At 56.7% G+C, this 22,100-nt stretch carries 15 protein-coding genes, 1 tRNA gene and 1 pseudogene; 8 read left to right on the top strand and 9 right to left on the bottom strand.

Annotated elements, in window-relative coordinates:
• Positions 1-442: 442 nt before the first annotated feature.
• The 6 genes and pseudogenes from J0X15_RS01610 to J0X15_RS01585 form a co-directional block, all read right to left on the bottom strand.
• Entirely contained in the window at positions 443-2,302 is a 1,860-nt protein-coding gene (locus tag J0X15_RS01610) for a DUF3732 domain-containing protein (RefSeq protein WP_206937693.1), read from the bottom strand.
• Entirely contained in the window at positions 2,299-2,745 is a 447-nt protein-coding gene (locus J0X15_RS01605) for a three component ABC system middle component (RefSeq protein ID WP_206937691.1), read from the bottom strand. The genes J0X15_RS01610 and J0X15_RS01605 overlap by 4 nt, the downstream gene beginning before the upstream one ends.
• The gene (locus tag J0X15_RS01600; RefSeq protein ID WP_206937690.1) at positions 2,742-3,956 is read right to left on the bottom strand and encodes a hypothetical protein; all 1,215 of its coding nucleotides are present in this window, start codon (positions 3,954-3,956) and stop codon (positions 2,742-2,744) included. Before J0X15_RS01600 ends, J0X15_RS01605 begins: the two co-directional genes overlap by 4 nt.
• Positions 3,957-4,415: 459 nt before the next feature.
• Positions 4,416-4,967 (bottom strand): hypothetical protein, encoded by a 552-nt coding sequence (locus J0X15_RS01595; protein WP_206937688.1) that lies wholly within the window; start codon positions 4,965-4,967, stop codon positions 4,416-4,418.
• Between the two features lie 197 nt (positions 4,968-5,164).
• Positions 5,165-6,205, bottom strand: a pseudogene (locus J0X15_RS01590) (IS3 family transposase).
• Between the two features lie 276 nt (positions 6,206-6,481).
• A complete protein-coding gene (locus J0X15_RS01585) occupies positions 6,482-9,229 on the bottom strand; it encodes an ATP-binding protein (protein WP_206937686.1) in 2,748 nt (915 codons plus the stop codon).
• A gap of 201 nt (positions 9,230-9,430) precedes the next feature.
• On the opposite strand from J0X15_RS01585, the gene J0X15_RS01580 reads away from it, so the two are divergent.
• Positions 9,431-9,970, top strand: coding sequence for a hypothetical protein (locus tag J0X15_RS01580; RefSeq protein WP_206937684.1), 540 nt, complete (start codon positions 9,431-9,433; stop codon positions 9,968-9,970).
• Positions 9,971-10,131: 161 nt separating this feature from the next.
• On the opposite strand, the gene J0X15_RS01575 is transcribed toward J0X15_RS01580, so the two are convergent.
• The 3 genes from J0X15_RS01575 to mnmA form a co-directional block, all read right to left on the bottom strand.
• Complete coding sequence (locus tag J0X15_RS01575; protein ID WP_206937682.1) at positions 10,132-12,078, bottom strand: site-specific integrase; 1,947 nt, start codon at positions 12,076-12,078, stop codon at positions 10,132-10,134.
• 90 nt (positions 12,079-12,168) lie between these two features.
• A tRNA-Met gene (locus tag J0X15_RS01570) sits at positions 12,169-12,245 on the bottom strand.
• Between the two features lie 413 nt (positions 12,246-12,658).
• On the bottom strand, positions 12,659-13,855 hold the full coding sequence (mnmA, locus tag J0X15_RS01565) for a tRNA 2-thiouridine(34) synthase MnmA (protein ID WP_206937680.1): 1,197 nt from the start codon (positions 13,853-13,855) through the stop codon (positions 12,659-12,661).
• 437 nt (positions 13,856-14,292) lie between these two features.
• Here mnmA and J0X15_RS01560 point away from each other — a divergent pair, with 437 nt between their 5' ends.
• The 7 genes from J0X15_RS01560 to fliN all read left to right on the top strand — a co-directional run bounded on the left by J0X15_RS01560 (position 14,293) and on the right by fliN (position 22,100).
• The gene (locus J0X15_RS01560) at positions 14,293-16,590 is read left to right on the top strand and encodes a flagellar hook-length control protein FliK (protein WP_206937676.1); all 2,298 of its coding nucleotides are present in this window, start codon (positions 14,293-14,295) and stop codon (positions 16,588-16,590) included.
• A 145-nt stretch (positions 16,591-16,735) separates the two neighbouring features.
• Positions 16,736-17,395: a flagellar hook assembly protein FlgD gene (locus J0X15_RS01555; protein WP_206937674.1), complete on the top strand. Its 660-nt coding sequence runs from the start codon at positions 16,736-16,738 to the stop codon at positions 17,393-17,395.
• 289 nt (positions 17,396-17,684) lie between these two features.
• Positions 17,685-17,960 carry a CtrA inhibitor SciP gene (gene sciP / locus J0X15_RS01550; RefSeq protein WP_068412649.1) on the top strand — a complete coding sequence of 92 codons (276 nt, stop codon included), beginning with the start codon at positions 17,685-17,687 and terminating at the stop codon, positions 17,958-17,960.
• Positions 17,961-18,355: 395 nt separating this feature from the next.
• Positions 18,356-19,972: a flagellar basal-body MS-ring/collar protein FliF gene (fliF, locus tag J0X15_RS01545; protein WP_206937672.1), complete on the top strand. Its 1,617-nt coding sequence runs from the start codon at positions 18,356-18,358 to the stop codon at positions 19,970-19,972.
• Between the two features lie 3 nt (positions 19,973-19,975).
• Positions 19,976-21,025: a flagellar motor switch protein FliG gene (fliG, locus tag J0X15_RS01540; RefSeq protein ID WP_206937670.1), complete on the top strand. Its 1,050-nt coding sequence runs from the start codon at positions 19,976-19,978 to the stop codon at positions 21,023-21,025.
• A 26-nt stretch (positions 21,026-21,051) separates the two neighbouring features.
• Positions 21,052-21,765: a FliH/SctL family protein gene (locus J0X15_RS01535; RefSeq protein ID WP_206937668.1), complete on the top strand. Its 714-nt coding sequence runs from the start codon at positions 21,052-21,054 to the stop codon at positions 21,763-21,765.
• On the top strand, positions 21,762-22,100 hold the full coding sequence (gene fliN, locus J0X15_RS01530; protein ID WP_206937666.1) for a flagellar motor switch protein FliN: 339 nt from the start codon (positions 21,762-21,764) through the stop codon (positions 22,098-22,100). Before J0X15_RS01535 ends, fliN begins: the two co-directional genes overlap by 4 nt.

The following is a 22,100-nucleotide window of genomic DNA, read 5'->3' as shown; positions in this document are numbered from 1 at the left end:
GGAGATCCACCTGATGTTTTCATCCACTCGCCCATCGAGATTCGTCGTCGAAGTCGCGAACACATCCGGGTTGAAGATGATTGAATCTCCGGCGCGCACAGCCGACATTATTCCCCCTAAGCGCCCTCATTCAGACGTGAATGCCGTCGTGGCGTGCACCCAAGAGCAGACCTTCCTCGTGGTGGGGCCTCGTCGCCGGTGGCCAAAAGGAGGTGTGCGGGGATATCCTTTGGGTTCTCGCTTCATTGCCTCGCCCAGAAGTCAACCGAATTCGCCACCTATCCGTTGGCGGCCTTGCGAGTGCTGGGTCCGAAGCCATGCAGTAGTCCCGGATAGCCCGGGAACTCAACTTCGCTTACCTGGCTAAACCAATAGAGGCGTATTGAGGACTGATCCGAGTGTGGTCTTTGGCGTCCGCAAAGGAGTGGCCGCGTCATTTTCGCTAGCCCAGCTCAGAGAGGGGGAGCAAGGCGTTTCCGTCACGAAAGACTTCAACAAGGTGTACATTCTCCAAACCATCCCAGTATCGCGGTTTGATGTGCTCGAAAACGATCATCTGGAATTCTTTGTCCATTTCGTTCGCGACGCCGATGAAGCTGTCCAGAAGCTCCAATGCGAGCTTGACCTTCGCAACGTCACTTTCGGCAACATCCTCTTTCGCGGCCTGCTCTGCCTGATCATCCTCGCCCCAGTAAGGTCGGGAGAACTGGTCGATGATAAGAAACGGAGCCACGTGGCTTCCACCATTCCGTAATATCAGTTCATGCAAACCCAGGAACAGGAAGAGGTGGAGGAACATATGGTTAGAGCTACTACCAACATTTTCGGTCGAAGTTGTCTTGGGTTTGCGAAGGTGAAGCTTCTTTTCCGAGTAGTTGAATGCGGAACGATAGTTTCCGTAGTTCCCGAGCGCCGCCTTAGTCAAAGAAATGTAGTCCTGAATCGCTTCATCCAAGGCCTTGATAAACAGCTCTTTCCGTTCCTCGACGGATTCGACAATCAGGTCTTCGATTTGAGATTCCAAGCTTGCGATCAGATCGCTGTTGTCGGAGATCGCATCGGCCTCTACGTCGCCGTAGAGCTCTAGCTTTGCCTTTGTCTCGCCAATGAAGAGATATTTCGCCTTATCGTTCTCTAAGCCTTCCATCTCGGCAGGCAGGGCTTTTAGCTGATTTATCAGGTTATCGTGCTGAGCTCTCAGCCCCTTCAGGATCTCGGTAATATTGCTGTCCAGGGGCGTCTTCGCGACAGTTGCTGCTTTAATTTCCCTGAGTCCCAGGGAGAGGTTTGCGAGGATTTCATCGAATACCGACGTCCTAACCGTCTCCTCGAAATTACTGATCAGGTATTCAACGGGCCGCAGGCTGTCCTCTGTCTCCTTAAGGGTCGACTTGTGGCTCTCATATTCCGCAATGAACCGTGTGAGCCCTTTGATCTTTCGGGCGATGCGATAAATCTCGGAGGAAAGCTCCTCGTGTTTCGCCGACACATGCAAGTCACTGCCGCTATCGCCATCTCTCACGATATGCCGCAAGGCAACGACTGACGCATCGACGTCAGGATCGTCGGCTATCAAACCGAAACCTTTGGCTCGGGCGACTGTTTCGGTTAACTGCGCGTTGAACTGCACCCGCTTTTCCTCCGTTTTCGCCAGCAGTCTTTGTTGGCGGGCGAGACTACGCTCCAGTTCTGTCCGTTTCTCCCGTTTTAATATGTTCTCGACAGTGTCGATTCCCACAGCCATGTCGAAGATGCGTGGCAACGCTTCCTGGTAGCGGGACTGGTTCTGTTTGTCGAAGAACTGGTCGCTATGCGTGATGATGTCCTGAGAGATCGTGTTGAAGAGCAGGAAGTATCTGAGCGAAACCCGGGAATTCGCCCTGAGTGTCCTTCCGCCAAACGGGATTTTCACGTCTTGGTCGATACCGAAATCGGCGCTCAACAACTTCTTCAATACGCTTTCGCTGATATTCGCGCTTGGCTGAGTTTCAGGTATTTCGCCCGTTGCCGAGAAATGGTAGTTGGTAGACGGTGTCGTCCCGGTCGGCGCACGTCTCGCAATTAGGTAGACCTTGTCGTCCAGATGGATACGCAGGCCATACCAAGCGACGTTCTCGTTGATGATGCTCTCGGAGATCCGATGCTTGCTAGCGAAGAAGCAGTAGTCGAAGATGTCCAAGATCGCCGTCTTGCCGGTGTGGCTGTCGCCAGTGATAACGTTGACCTTGTTCGGCAGAAATGAAACGGTGCGCCGTCGACCGCTCTTCAGCCAGAGCTGAAGGCTTTCGATGTAGAATTTCATAATTCGATCCTCGCATTGAGGTAGAAAACCTTGGCATTGCCGGAAATCATGGCAGCGATGTTCGCCGACGCCCGATGAACGCGTTTGGCGCGCCTCCCCATGGAAGCATCAAATGGCAATGCGGACACGATTGCCGCACCGTTCTCCTCCAATTGGAGAACTTCAATTTCAAGCAAGAACTGCAGGGCGTTAATCGTCGGCGTGAGGGCGGCCAAAAACCTATCGTTGAAATTGTAGAAATGGTCGATGTTGTCGATCAGGTATTGCTCGAAGCTCACGAAGCGAAAGGAGCGGTTGGAAAGCTTCCTCATCGTATCGCGATGGGCGACAATGGGAAGGATCAGCGCGATCTCTGGAATGGTCAGGAAGCGGGCTTCGTTCAGTATGGAAGAGATGGCGAACGCATTGATTGCCAGGTTGTTGTAATGCGAATCCAATTTCACTTGTAGCGATCTTTCCAGTTCTTCAGCCAGCCGATCACCGGGCGGTCGGAGAGCTCGTAGAACCCGCCGTTGCTCAAGGCGAGTGGAAGTTCTTGCGATGCGAGCTTCAGCTTTCTCGAGCGTAGGTCACCTAGAATAGCGCGGGCAGGCACACGTTCGTCAGGGGGAGCTAATTGACCAGAATGCGCATGCCGGAACTGGTTTTCCCACATGAGACCTGCTTCATCCTCCATGGCGTCGATGTCCGGCTGCCCAATCTCTCCGTCATTGCGAAGTCGTTCGAGGTTGTTACGGAAATTCAATCGACGCGTAGTGAACGCAGAATGGGACTCGATGGCGTCCGCGTCGATGTCCTCGATGTCAACAAGTTGCCTAATGAAAGTCTGGTCAGATAGATGGTCCGGCAGGACCGGATTGAAGTCTCTAAAGATCAGTTCGCCGCTCCGGCCCCTGTCGAAATGACGCCGGTATCTCCGGTTGAATTCGTCGAAACTAATCTCGATCTTGTCCCCCGCCTTGACCGTGGCGAAGGAGTGCTGTCGGACCTCGGAGTCGACGACGCTGAAAACGTCGTCGACGCGTTTCGGATGTATCTGCTTTTCAGCGATGGAGGCCTTGCACAGGTCGATGATCTCGTCCTTCCCCAAAGCAAACGCTAAACGCTCGAAAAATGCCTTGGAAACATTTACATCGAGTAGCAGCAACTCGGCCATGTAGGCTTGAAGCACAATGTCCTTGCTTTTGCCTTTTAGCGTCTCGATATCAGCCACGAGCTCGGCGTGGCTTTTGGTGCTGGCCGAGAAGGCCTCGAATGAAGCCAGGAAGGTGTTGTTGCCGTTCCCCAACTTGTTGGATGCGAGGAGAAAGCTGGTCTGCTTGAGGAAGGCCAGTTGCGGCGCAACGTCCTTGCGCCCGTCCAAAGGGTCGGTGATGAGCTTGCACCAGTTCGAAATCGACTTCCAGAGATCATGATCCATCGTCGTAAGATTGATGGCCTGACCCTGTGCGTTTTTCTGGACGGTGTGCTTGACCTGGATAAGCATATTTGAGCCATCGGGGCGTCGAACGTGGACGTCGTCCAGGAACTCCAGACCTACCATTTGACCGGTTTTGAGGTTCAACAGTTCATTGAGAAAGTAATAGTATTGGTAATCGAAACCGATAGATTTATCAGCTGCATTTGTCGTATCGACCCGCGACTTTCCGCTCATGGCCTACCCGCAATATCCGTGAAACATGCGATTATTAAACCGGACACATAGCAGCTTAGGGTTGTTGTTACAATTTTTTTGCGACCGGCATCGGAGCTCGGATCAACAGAACGTTATCCAAACCAGCCGCTTCGATCCGTTTCCCGAGATGAATAGCCACAGCCGGAAGTCTTGACCATTCAGGCGCTCTTTTTATTGGTGTTTGCGCACATGCCTGCGGGTGGGTTACCGCTCTCGGATGATCTCGAGCAACACCTCTTCCGCACCGCACTTGTACCGCTCTGCATGGTGGACCGCTGCTTTGGAACTCAGACCTAGACGTTAAGAACTGTGATGTTCGGCGTCGCGTAGCCTACAGTCTGTTTCCGGCGCATTCCTGTCATTCCTGCAGACCGCGAAAACGTTTCTGCCCGCCTTTCTCCCATCTACTCCGCGACGGGGAGTGTCCCCGAAATCTTTCTAGCGCTGGCTCAGATTCTGAAGCGAGAGTGGTGCTTTTAAATTGGGGCAAGAAGAACCAGCGATAGGCAGTTCAGACTTCGGCAGCACACCAGCGCTCAGGAGCTCTGGGGTGGAATAATGCTTTCGCATAAGCCTCTGGTTCGCGAGTAGTCCGCACTCGTCCTCACTGTGTTTCAGCATTTCGGTAAGAAAGTCCGCTCTGAACGTGATGCCGAAATAGACGTGTTGTTCTGCGTCCTTCCAAGTCGGGTCAATCACTTCGCCGGCTTCATCAACAAGCCAAGCATGCTGAAACGGTAGTGAGAATTCGGGATCGAGGGCATATCCCTCAGAATAGAACAGATTGCGATGAGTGACGGCATAAGCAGTGGCGTTGGCGTAACATGACTTGGTCGCGCCGCGAGGTAGCCGAGACGAAGCATCCAATCTGGGGCGAAACTCAGAGCCGAATTGTTGCATAGCTCGGTGAGGCCCAAATCGCTTCTCATCAGTGGCAAGAATGCCGATGTGGTCTTTTAGATACTCGATAGCGTTTTGTTTGGTGGTCATGTTTGAGTCTGCGAGGTCCAATCATCAAAAAATGAAACCGCCGTTGCCCCAGCATGTCAAGGTGCCGGGTTGCGGGCGAGGCGTACCTGTTCACGCGACTGAAGATATGCTCGTACCGTTGGCGTTATCTCGCTCTTTGAGCTTGCAGCTAACGTTATTGGCGGTGTTGAGCTGCTGCCGGTTTTTCGGACACCGAGTTAAGCTAATCCGACCTTGTTTTCAAATTCCATCTGGCTGAGATACCCCAGTGTCGAGTGTCGACGCTTTGGATTGTAGAAGCGCTCGATGTAGTCGAACACGTCTGCCCTGGCGTGGTCTCGAGTTCTGTAGATCTTGCGGGCTGTCCTTTCAGTTTTCAGAGATGAGAAGAAGCTTTCCATCGCAGCGTTATCCCAGACATTGTCAGACCGGCTCATCGAGCAGGCGATACCATGGTCGGCCATGAGGCGCTGGAATTGCTCGCTGGTGTATTGGGTGCCCTGATCCGAGTGATGCAGCAGCGCATCCGGCTTGCCTCTGCGCCAGATGGCCATGATCAGCGCGTCGGTCACGAGCTGAGAGGTCATGCTGTTGTTCATTGACCAACCCACGACACGGCGAGAGAACAGGTCGATGACGGCGGCCACATAGAGCCAGCCCTCAGCCGTCCATAGATAGGTAAAGTCGGCCACCCACTTCTGGTTCGGTCGGTCTGCTGCAAACTGACGATCCAGAATATTCGGTATAATGAGCGAACGCTCACCACCATCCTTCGGCAAGCCACGCCGTCTCGGCCTTGCTCTCAATGCATTGCCGCGCATGAGCTGCTCGACACGATGCAGACCACAGAAGAGCCCTTCGGCAAGGAGGTCATGCCAGACACGCCGGGCGCCGTAGGTGCGGTCACTGTCCTTGAATCTGCCTTTGATCTTGTCGAGCAGAACCTCGTCATACCGGGCATGTTGGCTCGGAGAACCATTAAGCCAGGCATGGAAGCCGGAACGCGAACTTCATATCACGTCCTTGGCAAAGTAGGCGGCGGCCTTTTTTAGGATGTCACGCTCCGCCTTAAGTTTGGCGATTTCCTTGCGCAACCTCACGATTTCGAGCTGCTCAGGCTTCATCTGCCCGTGGCCAGGAAAAGCCTGCGCCGGGTCAGAGCCATAGTCCTTAACCCACTTGCGCAGCACATTCTCATGGACATCCAGATCGCGGGCTGCTTGCGCAACACTGACGCCGCGCTCCCGCACCAATTTCACCGCCTCAAGCTTGTATTCGCGGCTGAACTTCCTTCATTGCAAGCACCTTAACTCGGTGTCCACGAAACCGGCAGCAGCTCAATCCTTGCCGTTTGCTACCATCCCGACGATACGTGCTCGCTCGCTTATAATGACCAGCGGAATCTCCGGGCGCTCTGCCAGCGGTGCCACATCTATGAACGGCCCGAGCATTTGCGGCGCCGACGACTGGTCTTCCTCATGACCCGGGCGCTGGTCGACCTGTTTGACGGTCAGTACTAGACGCTACGGTCCTCGTCACAGCTTCTGGCTAAGAGATTTGTAGAATTTCCGAGGATCCCCGGGATTCGGGATGAAAGTAAAGCAGTCGCAATACTGGTCGATCGCGTTCATGATGCCGAGCAGCGCCGGCGCTGTGAAGGCCAGAGCCTGGCCTGTTCCCCAGTGACTGGTGAAGTTACCAACGATCGTCGCCATGTTGGCGTTCAAGCCTGCCTCCTGAGCGGGTTCGAGAATAAGAGATCCCCCCGCCTTGTGGAGTTTCACGGCGGCGTCGATCGCACCGAGGAATTCCCCCGCCAGCTGCTTGTTGTCATTGAAGGCGACGTCCACAGGAACGGGGATGCGCAGCTTGCTAATGAGATCGCTCAGCCGGTATTCGAGATACTGCCGGACTCCCTCTTTGGCGAAGTCAGCTTGTCCGGCCTGCAGCATTGAAATTGTAAGATCACGCACCTTGTTCACCGCGCCGGCTTGCGGCAGCACCGCAAACTGAGGGTTGCCTTCGAGCCGCTGGTGCCACCAGACACCCGAACCAGTGTGCTTGTTGAAGAGTTTTTCCAACATGGTGTCGTGGCTCAGCAGGATCACCTGCAGCCCGTTCGGGTTGGCCGGCCGGGCAAAGCTTTTCCGGAGCAATTCCACGAGATAGAGCTGGTGGCCTGCATCAAAGCTGGAGGTCACATCATCGAGCACGATAAACTTGGGCATCCCGCCGTAAAGTGACGCTGCGGCGAGGTAGAGCGCGATGGCGAAGGCATTGCGGTAGCTTTCCGACAACAGCGCCTGAGGTGACAGGTCGGCCAGCCCGTGGAACTCCTGCAAGCGGAGCTGAAGATCCTCACTATTAGCCCGTTTGACGACCTCCGGCGTGACACCGAAAAACGACATTTCCGCGAAGTTGGTCTTGAATACGGGTTCCACCGCGGCCAGACGGGCCTTGCTGATTCCCGCCTCTGCAACCCCGAAATCGTCCGAGGCCCGGTCCAGAAATGTCTTCAAGCGCGACACGCGGTCGGCGCGGACCTTCTCCCGGTCAAGGTCAGTCTGTGCGGCGTCGAGTTTGCCAAGGCTCTCTTGCATCCGGCGGGCCGCCTCAACCTTCTTCGTCACCTCAACTGAAGACTGGGGAAGGATCTTCTCCAGCTCACGCTGCTCTTTCTCCAGCGCCTTGTCCCGGGCGGCCGCGCGCTCGCGCAACGTCCGCAGCCAGACGGCAAGGTCCTTGGCCTGCGCCTCGGTAAGCACCCCCTTTTGCGCCGTATCCGACAGGGCAGCGATCGGGCGCTTGGTGGCATCGGGCTCCAACAGCTTCTCAAGTCCTGTCAGGTCAGCCCAGCCCCCCTCGTTCCATTCGAGGCCCACCGCCTGGGTTGCTTCGTCGAGTGCGGTGAATGCGGAGAGCTTTGTGCCGACATGGCTGTGAAGGTCATGGGCAACTGCACTGTCACACAGCGGGCATATACCAGCGTTCGCCCACTCAGGCAGCTCAAGAGCCTTGGCCCCTGCCTGATAGAGCTGGAGGATGACATCGCCGGCCGTCTTGACGACGGCCTCTTCGCGGTTCTTCGCGACATTCGCCAGCTGATTCGTGCGCTCAGCATCGGGAACCTGCACGTTCAGCGTGACCAGCTCCTGCCGGAGCCGGACACATTCCCCGAGGCGCTCTCGTTGCGGGCCGCCCTCGGCAGCCTTGACGGCCTCGATACAGGCGTCCACGTCGATCTCGCGGAACGTCCTGCCTGCGCAGAGTGCCGTCAGCGGGCCGATCTGCTCCAGCGCCGAGAAACACTTGGCGAGGCCATCGGCGAGCGGCATCATGCCCCATTCGTCGCTCGTCAGGATCAGATAGTCGCGTTTCAGGGCATCCCTCGCGTCATTGACTCCTTTCTGCGCGTGGGCTTGGGCTTGTGTATGGGCTTGCAAGCCGAAGTGGTTGTTGAACGCCCGCGTATTTGACAGTGCCGCAAGGGCTTGGCGCATCCTGCTATAATCTGAGAGTCCCAGCAGACCCGCGAACGTGCGACCCCGCGCTTGGGGTTTGGCCGCGATGAAATTTTGGAAGGTCGGCCCGTCGAGCAGCACAAACTCACGATTGAGGGACTGGAGGATGGCGTTGCCATCCCAAGTGCCGGATGCGGATACCGTTCGAGTTCCCAAGCTGTCCCGCTTGACCTCGATTTCACAAGATTGGTTCGTCACCATTTCGCGGAGCGAGAGCTTGATAGTCGCCGCCTGGGCAGGATGGAACCGGTTGAGGTAATACTCACCGTCACGATCACCCAGAGGGAGTTCTTCTAACCACGGCAGCCTCCCGGATATCGCATACCGAATGGCATCATAAACGGATGTTTTGCCTACGCCGTTTACGGCGGAGACGCTGTTGACCTTGTCGGACTTGAACTTCAATTGAAGCGGCTTACCCTCATTGTTTATGCCACGGAAACCCTCAATGCTCAGACCTTCCAAAAACCAGCCAGTGGGACCGGCAACCGGCGGAACTGCCGCAGCTGCGGTTGGGCCAGTTGCCGCAGGCGTGGGCGCAGTGGTTTGCTGTGCGGCGGCGGCTTCCGCATCATGGATCGCTTGGAACATAGCATTCCAAACGGGCGAGGGCGTATAGGTTTCATCGCGGAGGACCGGGTAGAAGGTCGCGAGCTGTGCGCTCAGGGCCGCGTCATGCAACCCGAGATGCGTTTTTAGCTTGGTGAGGTTGCTCTCCAGGTCAGCGTTTTCATCGAAGCCAAAGGCTGCCGTAACCGCCACGTCCCTACCCCCCGGTTGTTTCACTGAGAAATTAGCGGGAAAAGCGTATTTTGCGCAACAGAAACCTTAAATATATCAGCGAACCTCAAAGGTATTTGGGTAATACTTTACAGCTCGCAGCAGTACCGCCGCTGCCTTTGGGGGGTAGGCAAGGTTGGAATGTGGGACATATTCAGGGGCGTTGAGGAGAGGGCAAGAGAAATGGCGATTGCATGCTTAGGTTGGGGATCGTTGATCTGGGATCCACGCGAGCTTCCTATCCGCCGCGAGTGGTTTGACGATGGGCCGCTACTGAGGGTGGAACTCACGCGCCAGTCGCAAAACGGGCGCATAACTCTGGTGCTGGAGCCGACAGCACCAGAGGTGCGATCGTTCTGGGCCATTATGGACACGGACGATTTGGGGCTCGCGAAACGACAGCTGATGGTGCGCGAGGGGACGAAGAACGTTGACTGGGTGGCGACCTGGTCGCAGGGGGGAGCCGCGCCGGAGGCGCTGCCGGGCCTACCGGGCTGGGCCTTGGCGCATGGCGTGGAAGGCGTGGTGTGGACGGCACTGCCCCCGCAGTTCGACGGACAAGTGGTGGTCCCGACCATTGAACAGGTCGTCTCCTACTTACAGGGGCTCAAAGGTGCAAAGAAAGACGAGGCCGAACGCTATATCCGCCATGCGCCCCGGCAGATCGACACCCCGTACAGGCGGAGGATCGAAGCCGACCTTGGGTGGACGGCACTGCCATAGGGCACTGCATGCATTTGATGGCCCCATCTTGCGCAACGGGGAAGTGATGAAGCGGGATGTCTGCTTCCGGGCGAAGGCAACGAGCCTTGGGATGGCCGTAATTGGGACTCGAATCTGACATTAGACAGGGTGTGGTTCCATGGAGTTCCGGTCAAACCTCTTTAAGGTAGGCTCGCTTTCCCGGCCGACTTTCCGAGAAACTTGTTCCGGTAGTATTTCGACCAGTTCGTCTGTTGCAGCCAGGGTTTGACAACCTTCAGCTTGCCCTGATCGGCAAGCGCTTTGGCAGCGATGAGCGGCCCAGAAATCTTGTCGATAACCGGGGAGCGGATATCGGTGAGGAGCTCCAGATCCCGAGTTGTCAGCCGGCTCTTCGAGCCGTAGCGGGAGGGGATGTCATCCTTGTTCTTATGCCCCATCACGCGCGTACGGGTTGCGTGCTTGATGTCGGTGTTGTCGATGAGGTCAGCAAACCAGTGGCGGGTTGAATAAAGAGTGACGTCCGAACGGTCGATCTCGATGTTTTTCTTGAGATATTGCCAGCTCTTGGTGATCGGCTGACCCCAACGGATTTCCCCGTCAGGTTTGGGATAGGGTTCCCATTCCGGAAATAGGACTGGGCAGTCGATCTCGCGGAGTTCTTCGATGCGTTCCTGAAGGCCAAGATCGAAGAGTAGTGGGTGCAGGGGGATAACGCGCTGCGAGCTTTCGGTCTTGAAGCGTTTGACATCCTCTAGCGCGACTTGACCGTTTCGAGGGTCGAACGGGCGTAGAAACAGGTAGGAGATACCGTCGCGTTCCTGAATGTCATTCAGATCGAGCTGACCCAGCTCTCCCGGCCTGGTTCCAGTCAGAAGCAGAATGAGGTACGCCCAATAGAGGTGGTTCTGGATCAGATAGTCGCCCGGCCGCCAGATGCGTTTGACGCTGCTGCATCCGGTAAAGAGCGGCTGCGCGAAAATTCTGGTTACCTCATCGTCGTCGAATGCGTCTCTTGAAATGGATACGAGATTTTTCGGACTGAGGGTTTTGAAGACGGGCTTTTCGTGCGGGTAAATTCCCTCATCGATCATCCAGCCGAAGAACTTGGAAAGCTCGTTGTGATAACCGTTCTGGATCCGGGCAGCCGTAAGGCGGGTCAGATTGTCCCAACCGAATTGCTGCGCATAATCGTGGCGTGCAGCCAACGATGTAGAGTGGACTCCGGGGACACCTTTCTTGTTCGGGATGTCCGGGATCATCCTGTCCAATGTTCTGACAGCCTCGGCGTCGAAGTCGGCAACAATTGGATCGTTCAGCTTGTCGATCAGGAAATTCACGATCAGGCGGGTAGTTGATTTGGCGTCCTTGTTGCCGCCGGTCTCGTCCAGGAAACGGCTGAGAGCATTCGAAAACCGGACTGGTTTTGCTTGCTTCACCAGCTCTGGATGTGAAGTTTTAGATTGTAGCGTGACCCCGCCGGAGGAGCTGGGCAAGAGCGATTGATGCCCGTGCTGGAACTGCTGCTCATCGGGTGCAGACTCGGAGCCCATATCATTGCCTTGAGTTTCCATTTCAAGGCTCTCGGATGTAGCGAACCCAACGACTGGCATATTCATCTGAAAGCTTGAAGGCGCACTCGCGTTTGCCATACTGCTCAGGGCGTCCTGCCGCCCACGCTCATAGTGCTGTTGTCGAATGATGTTTTGCTCGTGAGCTTCGGCATCAAGGTTCTGCTGAACGAATGCCGCAAAGAGCGCATTGATGTCCGGAGCGTACACCGTCGGATCGAAGCCTGCGGCGATCGCGCGATGCTTGAAGTTTTTGAACATCTCCTCGTAGGTTCTGCGCGAGAACAGGCGTTCGTCGGAGAGCGGCCAGGTGTCTGACACGTACTCTCGAAGAGTGAACAGGTTCATCTCGATGAGGTGAGGGTAATCGGTGCTCTCGTTCATACTGTAGATCCAGCCAAGGCATTCCCGTAGTCGGTATTGGGCGACACCGTACTGGCTGGTCCCTAAAGACTTTCTATAGGTAGACTTGCCAAGCATATGGCCGAGGCTTTTCGAAAGCCGGATTTGCAGGTGATAACGGCCGTCGCGGCGCTGGATATAGGATGCACGTGCCATGGTCTCTCCGCGTACAAGGGCGTGAGACGTATCACAAAACGAGGGTATCCCATCTTGCGTAACATGCTGATTTTATTGAAGAAAGAAAAATGGTAGCGGAGGAGGGACTCGAACCCCCGACACGCGGATTATGATTCCGCTGCTCTAACCGGCTGAGCTACTCCGCCATCCGTTGGCCTGCAGCGCTTGGCTGCGGCGAATGTGGGGTGCTTATAGGGAGCGGACGGGCGGGCTGTCAAGCGGCCTTTCCCGCAGTGGTGTGGAAATTTTTCAAACCCGCTGAAATGCCTTGCGCTGGCTGTGGATAGGACCTGAGGGCTGAGCGTTGCCGCCTGAATTTTCAGTGCGGATCAGCCCCGGTCTGATGGCTTGCGGAAAAAGTTTTGTCAGACGATGGAGAGGGGGGCGCCTGGCCGGGACGAGCCGGCATCCGGATGTTGCAGAACGGAGCCGACTGGCGTTGAGGGCTTCAAATACAAGGGCCCGGGCTGCCAGCTGGAGCCCGGGCCTTTGTTGCGGGTGATTGGGTCGTGTCGAGCCTGCTGGCGAACCTGACTGACCGGTTTCGTGTTGTTGGCGATCAGGCGCTTGCTGGGGCCGTGCGCGCTGCCGGTGTGTCGTGAGACTGTACCTGGTCGACTGCCCATGTGCCGTCGCGCTCGGTGCGGGCGATCCAGCCACCTCCCAAAACCCGTGCATTGGCGCCGTCGTTGTCAAAGAAGACGCAGGCCTGTCCGGGAGCGACGCCTCGTTCGCCGGACGTTAGTTCGACAGTCACCGTGCCGTCTTTGCAAGTCAGTCTAGCCGGAGCTGGAGGGCGGGTGGAACGCACCTTGGCAAAGATCTCCAGCGTGTCGTTTTCATCCAGAGGGAGGTCTCCGATCCAGTTGACTTCCCGGAGAACGACGCTGCGTGTGGCGAGAGCTTCTCGCGAACCGACAATCACGCGCTTCAGGTCAGGATCAAGGCGGACGACATAAAGCGGTTCGCCGGTCGCCACGCCCAGGCCACGGCGCTGGCCGATGGTGTAGTGGATGATGCCTTCATGACGGCCGAGAACCTGGCCATCCATATGAACAATGTCGCCCGGTGCGGCGGCGTTGGGTCGCAGCTTCTTGATCACCTCGGCATAGTCGCCATTGGGAACGAAGCAAATATCCTGACTGTCAGGCTTGTTGGCGACGGACAGGCCATAATGGGCGGCCATCTCCCGCACTTCAGGCTTCGACATCGCGCCCAGCGGAAAGCGGATGAAGTCCAACTGCTCCTGGGTGGTGGCGAAAAGGAAATAGCTCTGATCGCGGTCCTGATCTACAGGGCGATACAGGCCGCGCTTGTTGCCGGTCGCCTCCGAGCGCACATAGTGGCCTGTTGCCAGAACGTCGGCGCCGAGATCCTTGGCGGTCTGCAGCAGGTCCTTGAACTTGACGGTCTGATTGCAGGAGACACATGGGATCGGGGTTTCGCCAGCCATATAGCTGTCGGCGAAACGGTCCATTACCTGCTCCTTGAAGCGGCTTTCGTAGTCCAGGACATAATGTGGAATGCCGATCTTCTCTGCAGCGCTGCGGGCATCGTGAATGTCGACGCCGGCGCAGCAGGACTTTGCCTTGGAGACCATGGCGCCATGATCGTAGAGCTGCAGTGTCACACCAATCACTTCATAGCCTTGATCGGCGAGAAGTGCGGCGACCACCGAGCTGTCGACGCCGCCGGACATGGCGACAACGACACGGGTATCTTGCGGGCGGCCCGGCAGGCCGAGGCTGTTCAGCATTCTATTCACCTTGGGTGCGTCTTGCCTGCAGGTCCGATGGACCAGGCCCTGAGCCGTGTTTCCGGGAGGGGAGACGGCTGTAGGGGGGACTTGCTGCTCAGCTTCGGTCATTGCGGCTGGTGTGCCGTGAAAGAGCTTTTGCGCAGGCTGTGTTCAAATTTGGTGGCACTATACAGAAATCACCTCGCAGCGCCAATCATTGCTAGGGGTTGCCCGGCAGGTTTTGCCGAAGCGGTAAACTGTGCCGGGTTTGGGCGGAATCAGATTCCGCATTTGCCTGTGTGGGCTTCGAAATGCCCTGACTTTTCAATTGCATGGGGTTTGGCCCGTTGATTGCTAAACTACAGGGAGATTTTGTGCCTCCTGAATGGTGGCTTTCTGTGAGGAATGCAAACGTGGTGCCGGTCAGTCTTTTGTCAGGAGTATCTGGAGCGGGCTTGAATGCAGGTGGTGGTTTGGCCGCCAGCGGTGGTTCTGCTGTGTCTGGGGCTTTTCAGGCTGCGCTTGGCGTGGTGACAGCAGCAGACGCGTCGGCACCTGTTGCTGTCAACCAAGGTGGTGCGCCGGCTCTTGATCTAAGTGCAGGGCAGGGGGGCAAGGGAGCAGGTTCTGACGCTCAGCCAGTCGTACCTGGTGATTTAGCTGCTGGTTCGGCAGGATCGTCTGTCGAGCTGGAAGGTGTTGAAGGTTCCGGGGTTCCGGGTCTGGACGACGCAGAGGCGGCTCTGCAGGGCGACGCTGCTGCGCAAGAAGCTGCGGCAATGCTTGCCGGTGTCGTGGCTGTGTCCGTCACGCCGCCGGTTGCCTCGGCTCAGTCCTCGGCCTTGCTTGGTGCCTCAGCTGGCTCTGTTGATGGTTCTGATGTGCCGGCTTTTTCTCCGGAGCAAGGTGAGGCGGGTGATGTTCCTCCTTCGGGTCTCGGTCGGGCCGCAGGGGCCCCGGTGCCTGGCGCTGGTCTGTCGACTGGTGCTGCTGGCGGGCAGGATGAGGTTCCGGCTGCTGGTTCGGTTTCGGTGCAGGCGGCTGCTTCGGGTTCAGGTGCTCCAGTTAATGGCTCATCGATTGGCATGGATTCGGCAGAGCTGAAATCGTCTGCGACTGAAGCTGCCTCGGGCTCATCTCCTAAGGCTGCGCCAGCTGCTGAAGTGACTTCGGCAGGTGCTGTGTCCGGTGTTGGTGCGCTTTCGACGGCCTCTGTCACGGATCCGGCCGGTGGTGAGCGCCGCTGGCGTGCAGGTTTGCCTGTCGAGGCACGTGCTGGTTCAGCGCAGGCCGGGGTCGGTCGTGCTTCTGGTGAGCTCCTGGGGGCTGAGCCTGTCGTTGGTGATGCGCAGGCTGGTGGGGCTGTCAGTGCGGTTGCATCGGCTTCTCTAAACGTTGCTCCAGCTGCTTCTCCCATTGCATCTGAAGACGCTCCGGTCCCCGTTAAGGGGCAGACTCCCGAGTTGCCGTTGCCACTTGTGTCGGCTGTTGATGGTTCAGCCGTTAGCGCTGCTGGCGCCAATGAAGCAGGTGCTGCGGCAGTTGGGCAGTTGGCGGGCAATGGCGCTGATGCGCAAGTTCGCGCCTCTGCTGCGACTGCGGTCCTGCAGGGCACAGGGGATAATCACACAACAGAGGTTGCTGTTTCCAGGCCTGCGGGCGCTACAGCAACTCTTTCTGATCTGGCTGACGCTGCCGATGCGGCTGGTCTGGAAAAGATTGTCATGCATCGTGACAGTGCATCGGCAGCAATCAATCAATCGATTAATCAGCAGTCTGCGGTGCTCACTGTGACGGACCAGCCGCAAGCAGCTGCACAGGTTGCTGTCGCTGGGGCGGGGCAGGGAAAGACTTTGCAGTCGCAAACCGGAACCACGAGGTCCGATCAGGCCACTTCGCCAGCCTCCGTCGTTGGACAGGCCGATGAGGGTGACGTTTCATCTGATGATGGTGTGGTGCTTCGCAGGACGAATGAGGGACTTATCCCGGTGGCTCCCTTGATTGAGGATAACAGGCCGGGCGCAACCGCGGGTATTGCTGGCGGGGCCGTCAACGGCGGCTCGGCAGCTGGCACTCAAACCACAGGCCTGGGGGCTGGCGTTGAGGCGTTGACCGGTGGTGGGGCGCCTGCTTCTGCCGAAACATCTGGTGCTGCTGGTGTGGCGGGTGCTGCTGCGGCCGTAGGTGCGGCGAAAGCCCACACTGATGACAGTGACGGCGAGCTGCCGTTCTCGCTGTCAGCTCAGCCCGTGACGAGCGGTGAAGCCTTGGCCAGCGGAAAGACCGTCAATCTGCCATCTCCAAGCCAGGCGCATTCTGGCCAGGTGGCAACACAGGTCGCCACTGCAATGGCACGAAACCTGAGCAATGGAAGCACAAGCTTCCAGATGCGGTTCGATCCACCAGAGCTGGGGCGCGTTGATGTGCACCTTAAAGTGGCATCCGATGGGTCAGTGCAGGCGCATCTTGTCGTCGATCGCCCAGAGACACTGGATATGTTCCTTCGCGATCAGCGTGGGCTGGAGCGGGCTTTTCAGGAGGCTGGTTTGAAGGCTGATATGGATAACCTTCAGTTCTCGCTTCAGGACCAGGGCGGGCAAGGCTTTGCCGAGGGTCGCAACGAAGATGAAGGGCAGTTCGGTGGCGGTTGGAGTGGCGGCTCCGGGGACGAAAGTGCCGAAATCGACGCATCGGCAGAAATGGCTGCCCGTTATTCGGGGGCGGCCTCCAGCGGGTTGGATATCCGCATCTAATGCGCAGCGGCACGACGCAGTGCCGCATGTCAGTGAATGTATAAATTCTGGAATTTGGGGAATTCGGGCGGGGACGTCACCAGAAGCGGGGCTGGACCGGCATCAGCCGGCAGCAATTTAGGGCGATTAAGGAGCCTTGAGTAAAATGACTGAAGTAACAGCGACCTCTTCGACGAACTCCGCCAGTAAGCCAAATGCGGCCACAACGGGTCTGACGGCAAACTATGAGTTGTTTTTGTCTCTTCTGACCACGCAGGTGACCCATCAGGACCCTCTGGATCCCTTGGACTCAGCTGAATACACCAACCAGCTGGTGCAATATTCTGCAGTTGAACAGTCTATCCAAACGAATTCGTACCTGGAGGATTTGCTCGCCAGCTTTGAGAGCAGCCGGGCATCGTCCTACGTTAGCTATCTGGGCGAGGAGGTAACTGCGTCCGGCGCGACGACCATGCTGCGCGATGGCAATGCCAATTGGCAGTACTCAGTCCAGGAAGGGGCAGGTGGGCGTGTGGAAGTGCGCAACGCGCTAGGTGCCGTTGTTTATGGCGAAGATGTCTCACTGACTGCCGGAAAAGGCTCCTGGGCGTGGAATGGCACAACCAACGGCGGCGGAACTGCGCCTGAAGGGGCCTATACGCTTTCCTTTGAAGTGTTTGATGCTGCCGGGAACGCTGAGCGAGTGACCACGGAGATCACCGGTGTGGTCGACAAGGTCAACATGGGGGAGACGTCGGCATCGTTGAAAATCGGCGATGTTGAGGTGCCTGTTACCTCTGTAACGTCAGTCCGAACCCCTTCCTGAGCGAAAAAGCGATAAAAATAAGGCGATTACCCGTATTTCCGGGTGAGGATGGGAAGCACGTGAGTGTTCTCCTGTCTCAAATTCGCATTTTGCCTCGGATATCGCAGATGGTTAATGGAAATTGAGAAAACTTTTGCAAATTGTCAGTATTCACGTCGCATTTTCTTAATTTGAATTCAGATTCAAGGGCTTTTATAGTTAATGTAACGTCACTAGTGGCTTAGTTAAATTTTAAGCAGGTACCAGTACTCTCAAAATCAGCCTTGGTCATGGTTAGTGTGAGAGTACAATGACCGAACAAATTCGTTCGCGCGTTAAATATGTCATCGGCCCCGATGGGAGCCCTTTAACGATTGCCGATCTGCCGCCGACTTCTACGAAGCGGTGGGTCATTCGCCGAAAGGCGGAAGTCGTTGCAGCGGTTCGAGGGGGTCTCTTGTCCCTGGAGGAGGCGTGTCAGCGTTATACGTTGACCGTTGAAGAATTCCTCTCGTGGCAGAGTTCTATTGAGAAGCACGGACTTGCAGGTCTGCGAGCAACTCGGGTTCAACAGTATCGTAACTGATGCCTGAAATGCTTTACTGATTATCTTGATCAGACCGGTAATCCGGGCTGGGGTGGCTGGTAGCCGCCCCTTTTTCGTTTTTGGAAGGCTCTTGCGCCCGCTGGCGCCTTCAACCGAGTCAAATTGGCTGGGGTTAACGCAATAACGCCGGGTGCGGTTCCGTGGTGACTCACATATCGTGCTTAAAGGGTTAACGTCTTGGGCAGCTTTTCCCCACCTTCGTTGCAATTTGCATTGCCAAGAATGGCGGAATTCAGCGGTATCCACCAGATTGTTAATAAGTCATTAACCACTTGTTAACCCTCAGGGCGGCAAATTTTGCCCAGTGACTAAATTTGGTTCTACGGCTTTTCGAAGACCGTGCCGGAACCAGGGGCAAAAATGAGCGGGCACTCGTGAACGGGCTAATCGAATTCATCAAGACCATGGGACCAACGCGGATAGCGGCCATGGGTGCTGTGGCGGCAATCCTCGTTGGGGCCTTTGCCTTCATTATCTTCCGAGTAACCGCGCCGCAGATGACGCAGCTCTACAGCGAATTGACCCTGGAGGATTCCGGGGCAATCGTGAACCAGCTGGAATCTCTGGGTGTCCAGTATGAATTGCGCAATGACGGTGCAGCTGTTCTGGTTCCGAGTGATCAGGTCGCCCGATTGAGAATGCGGCTTGCTGAGGAAGGTCTGCCGACCGGCGGCTCCATCGGTTACGAGATCTTTGACCGTTCTGATACGCTGGGTGCTACCAGCTTCGTTCAGAACATCAACAAGCTGCGCGCAATGGAAGGGGAGCTGGCTCGTACGATTTCCTCGATCTCGCGCATTCGCTCTGCCCGTGTGCATCTCGTCATTCCCGAACGCCAGTTGTTTCAGAGAGACCAGCGTCCGCCGTCAGCCTCGATCGTGCTGAATGTGCGCGGGGCGCTTGGCGAGGGTGAAATTCGTTCTGTCCAGCATCTTGTGGCTGCTGCAGTGGATGGCCTTACGCCGGATCATGTTTCAATTGTCGACGAAAGCGGCCGGTTGCTGGCTTCAGGATCAGATGCTGGCGAAGAAGGCGTGATCTCCGCCTCCATGCAGGCGCGTGAAGTTGCTATCGAGAGCCGTCTGCGCAACCAGGTTGAGGAAATCCTCAACAGCATCGTTGGTCCGGGCCGTGCTCGTGTTCGTGTTGCTGCTGATCTGGACCACAACAAGATCACGGAAACCACGGAAACCTTTGATCCTGATGGGCAGGTCGTGCGGTCGACCCAGTCGAAGGAAGAGGTTACCTCAAGCATTGACAATCAGGATGAAGTTACCGTTGGAAACCAGCTGCCGAACGCGCAGCAGAACAACCCCGGTCAAGGTGATCGTGATGACAGCAGCCTGACCGAAGAAGTCGTGAACTACGAAATCTCTCGTGCTACCCGCACCCAGATTATTGAAGCCGGAGCCGTCAAGCGCTTGTCAGTGGCGGTGCTGGTGGATGGTACCTATGTCCCCAATGAGGATGGGGATATGATATACACTCCTCGTGCGCAGGAAGCATTGGATCGAATCGCGCTCCTGGTTCGCTCGGCTGTCGGCTTCGATGAGACCCGCGGTGACGTGGTGGAAGTCGTAAACCTCCAGTTCGCAACAGCTCCGCAGCCAGAACTGGATGTTCAGGGCAATGGGCTGTTCGAGTTTACCCGTGCCGATATCATGCGCTTCGCTGAATTGGGCGTGTTGCTTCTGATCTCGGTCCTGCTGCTGTTCTTCGTGGTTCGCCCGCTCCTTCGCCGGATCGTGACGCCTGAAGAACAGGTGGCACAGGAACTCGTGATTGGTCCGGATGGGACCCTGATCGCCGATAGCGAAGCCTCGGTCGATGCTGACGATGTAGAAGACGAGATCCATATCGAATGGCTTGAAGAGGCGAAAGCCGCAGGGGCGATGCAGGCGAGCTCAATCTCGAAAGTCGGGGCAATGATCAATGACCATCCGACCGAAGCCGCGACGATTGTCCGCGGTTGGCTGGACGAGGCAGCGTAAGACATGGCGGCAGACAAACTACAGACACAACTGAGCGTTCAGGAGAACGGTCAAGAGCGCGAGCTTAAGGGAGCAGAACGGGCCGCCGTTCTGCTGCTTGCGTTGGGTGAAGAGCATGGGAAGGCGATCTGGGAACGGCTGGATGAAATTGAAGTTCGGCAGGTCTCGACCGCTATGGCCAATCTTGGGCCGGTTACGCCAGGCATGCTCGAGGGACTGTTTGTTGATTTCGTTCGCAAGATTTCGTCTCGCGGTTCTTTGACCGGGAATGTGGATGCGACTGAACGCCTGCTGACCAATTTCCTTCCCGGTGACCGCGTTGCGATCATCATGGAAGAGATCCGCGGTCCTGCGGGCCGCAACATGTGGGAAAAGCTGTCGAACGTGCAGGAGAACGTTCTCGCTAACTACTTGAAGAACGAGTATCCGCAGACGGTGGCCGTGGTTTTGTCCAAAATCGATTCCAATCACGCCGCCAAGGTTTTGGGTATCTTGCCGGAAGAACTGGCGCTGGAAGTAGTGAGCCGCATGCTTCGGATGGATGCGGTACAGAAGGAAGTTCTGGAGAAAGTCGAGCAGACCCTGCGTGTTGAATTCATGTCGAACCTGACAAACACGTCGCGCCGCGACAGCCATGAGATGATGGCTGATATCTTCAATAACTTTGACCGTCAGACCGAAGCACGGTTCCTGGCTGCACTGGAAGAAGACAATCGCGAAGCCGCTGATCGCATCAAGACACTGATGTTCACCTTCGACGATCTGTTGAAGCTTGATGCAGCCAGCTGTCAGACCCTTCTGCGGAGCGTGGAGAAGGATCGCCTTGCGATCGCGCTCAAGGGCTCGACAGATGCTGCGCGCGAGTTTTTCTTCGGCAACATGTCATCGCGTGCGGCAAAGATGCTGCAGGATGACATGGATGCATTGGGGCCGGTACGACTGCGCGATGTGGATGATGCGCAAACCGGAATGGTAAATATGGCCAAGGACCTGGCGGCCAAGGGTGAAATCATGATCACCAAGTCCAAGGGCGATGACGAGATCATCTATTGATGTGGCAAGACCTTAGAGCAAACTCCATGGGGCATATGACAAGTCCATCCAAATTCCTGTTTGATACGGACTTCACTGAACCGGATGTACCGGAAGTCGAGGTGCCGATGGAGCCGGAAATTCCCATGATGTCGGTTGCCGATCACAAGGCGGCGCTGGCAACCGCAAAGAAGATTGCCTTTGAAGACGGGCGGGCTGCTGCTGCCAAGGAGCTTGGCAGCTCGCAGGAACTGCGGCTGACAGAAGCAGTGCATGAGCTCGTTGCCATGAGCGAGCAGATCTTGTCGGACGCACAGACCCAAATGGATGCCCAGGAAAATGATGCCATCAGTCTGGCTTTCCTGGTTGCTCGGCGGTTGTGTGCGCATCTGTTGGCCCGGCAGCCTCTGGCTGAAACTGTCGCCCTGTTCTCTGAGTGTCTGGGTCCTTTGCGGCGGGCGCCGCATCTGGTGGTGCGTGTGGCGCCTCAGGATGTGGACCCCTTGAAGGCGAAGGTCGATCCGATCGTTCTGGAGAAGGGCTTCGAGGGTAAACTGGTGATCCTGGGCGAGGCGGAAATCGCCCGCGGAGATTGCCGGATTGAATGGGCTGAAGGCGGTATCCTGCGGGACCGAAAGGCTTTGGAAAAACAGATCGATACCAGTATTCGCGGATATCTGCAGGCCCGTTCTCAGGGACGCGCGCAGACCCGCCCGGCCACAGAGCCTGCCGGTGCCGACAAAGAGGATAAGGCACAATGAGTGAAGAAAAGGGACGCGGTGGTATTCCTCTCGATGAACTCGAGGCGCCGGGCCATGCGAGCGAACAGGACGAACAGCATGTGGCTCAGTCTGCGGCAGATCTTGAGGCTGTCTTCGATGTGCCGGTGCGGATCTCCGCCATTCTCGGCCATTCAAAAATGCATGTATCCGATCTGTTGAAACTGGCCTCGGGCACGGTTCTGGAACTCGACCGAAAAGTCGGCGAAGCCATTGATATATATGTGAATGACCGTCTGGTCGCCCGTGGGGAGGTTGTCCTGGTAGAGGACAAGCTTGGGGTGACCATGACGGAAATCATCAAGACGGATCGCTAG

This window comes from Roseibium limicola, from assembly GCF_017313085.1.
Classification (GTDB): Bacteria; Pseudomonadota; Alphaproteobacteria; order Rhizobiales; family Stappiaceae; genus Roseibium; species Roseibium limicola.
The sequence above is the reverse complement of the archived record's forward strand: the minus strand, read 5'-3'. Positions and strand labels throughout refer to the sequence as shown.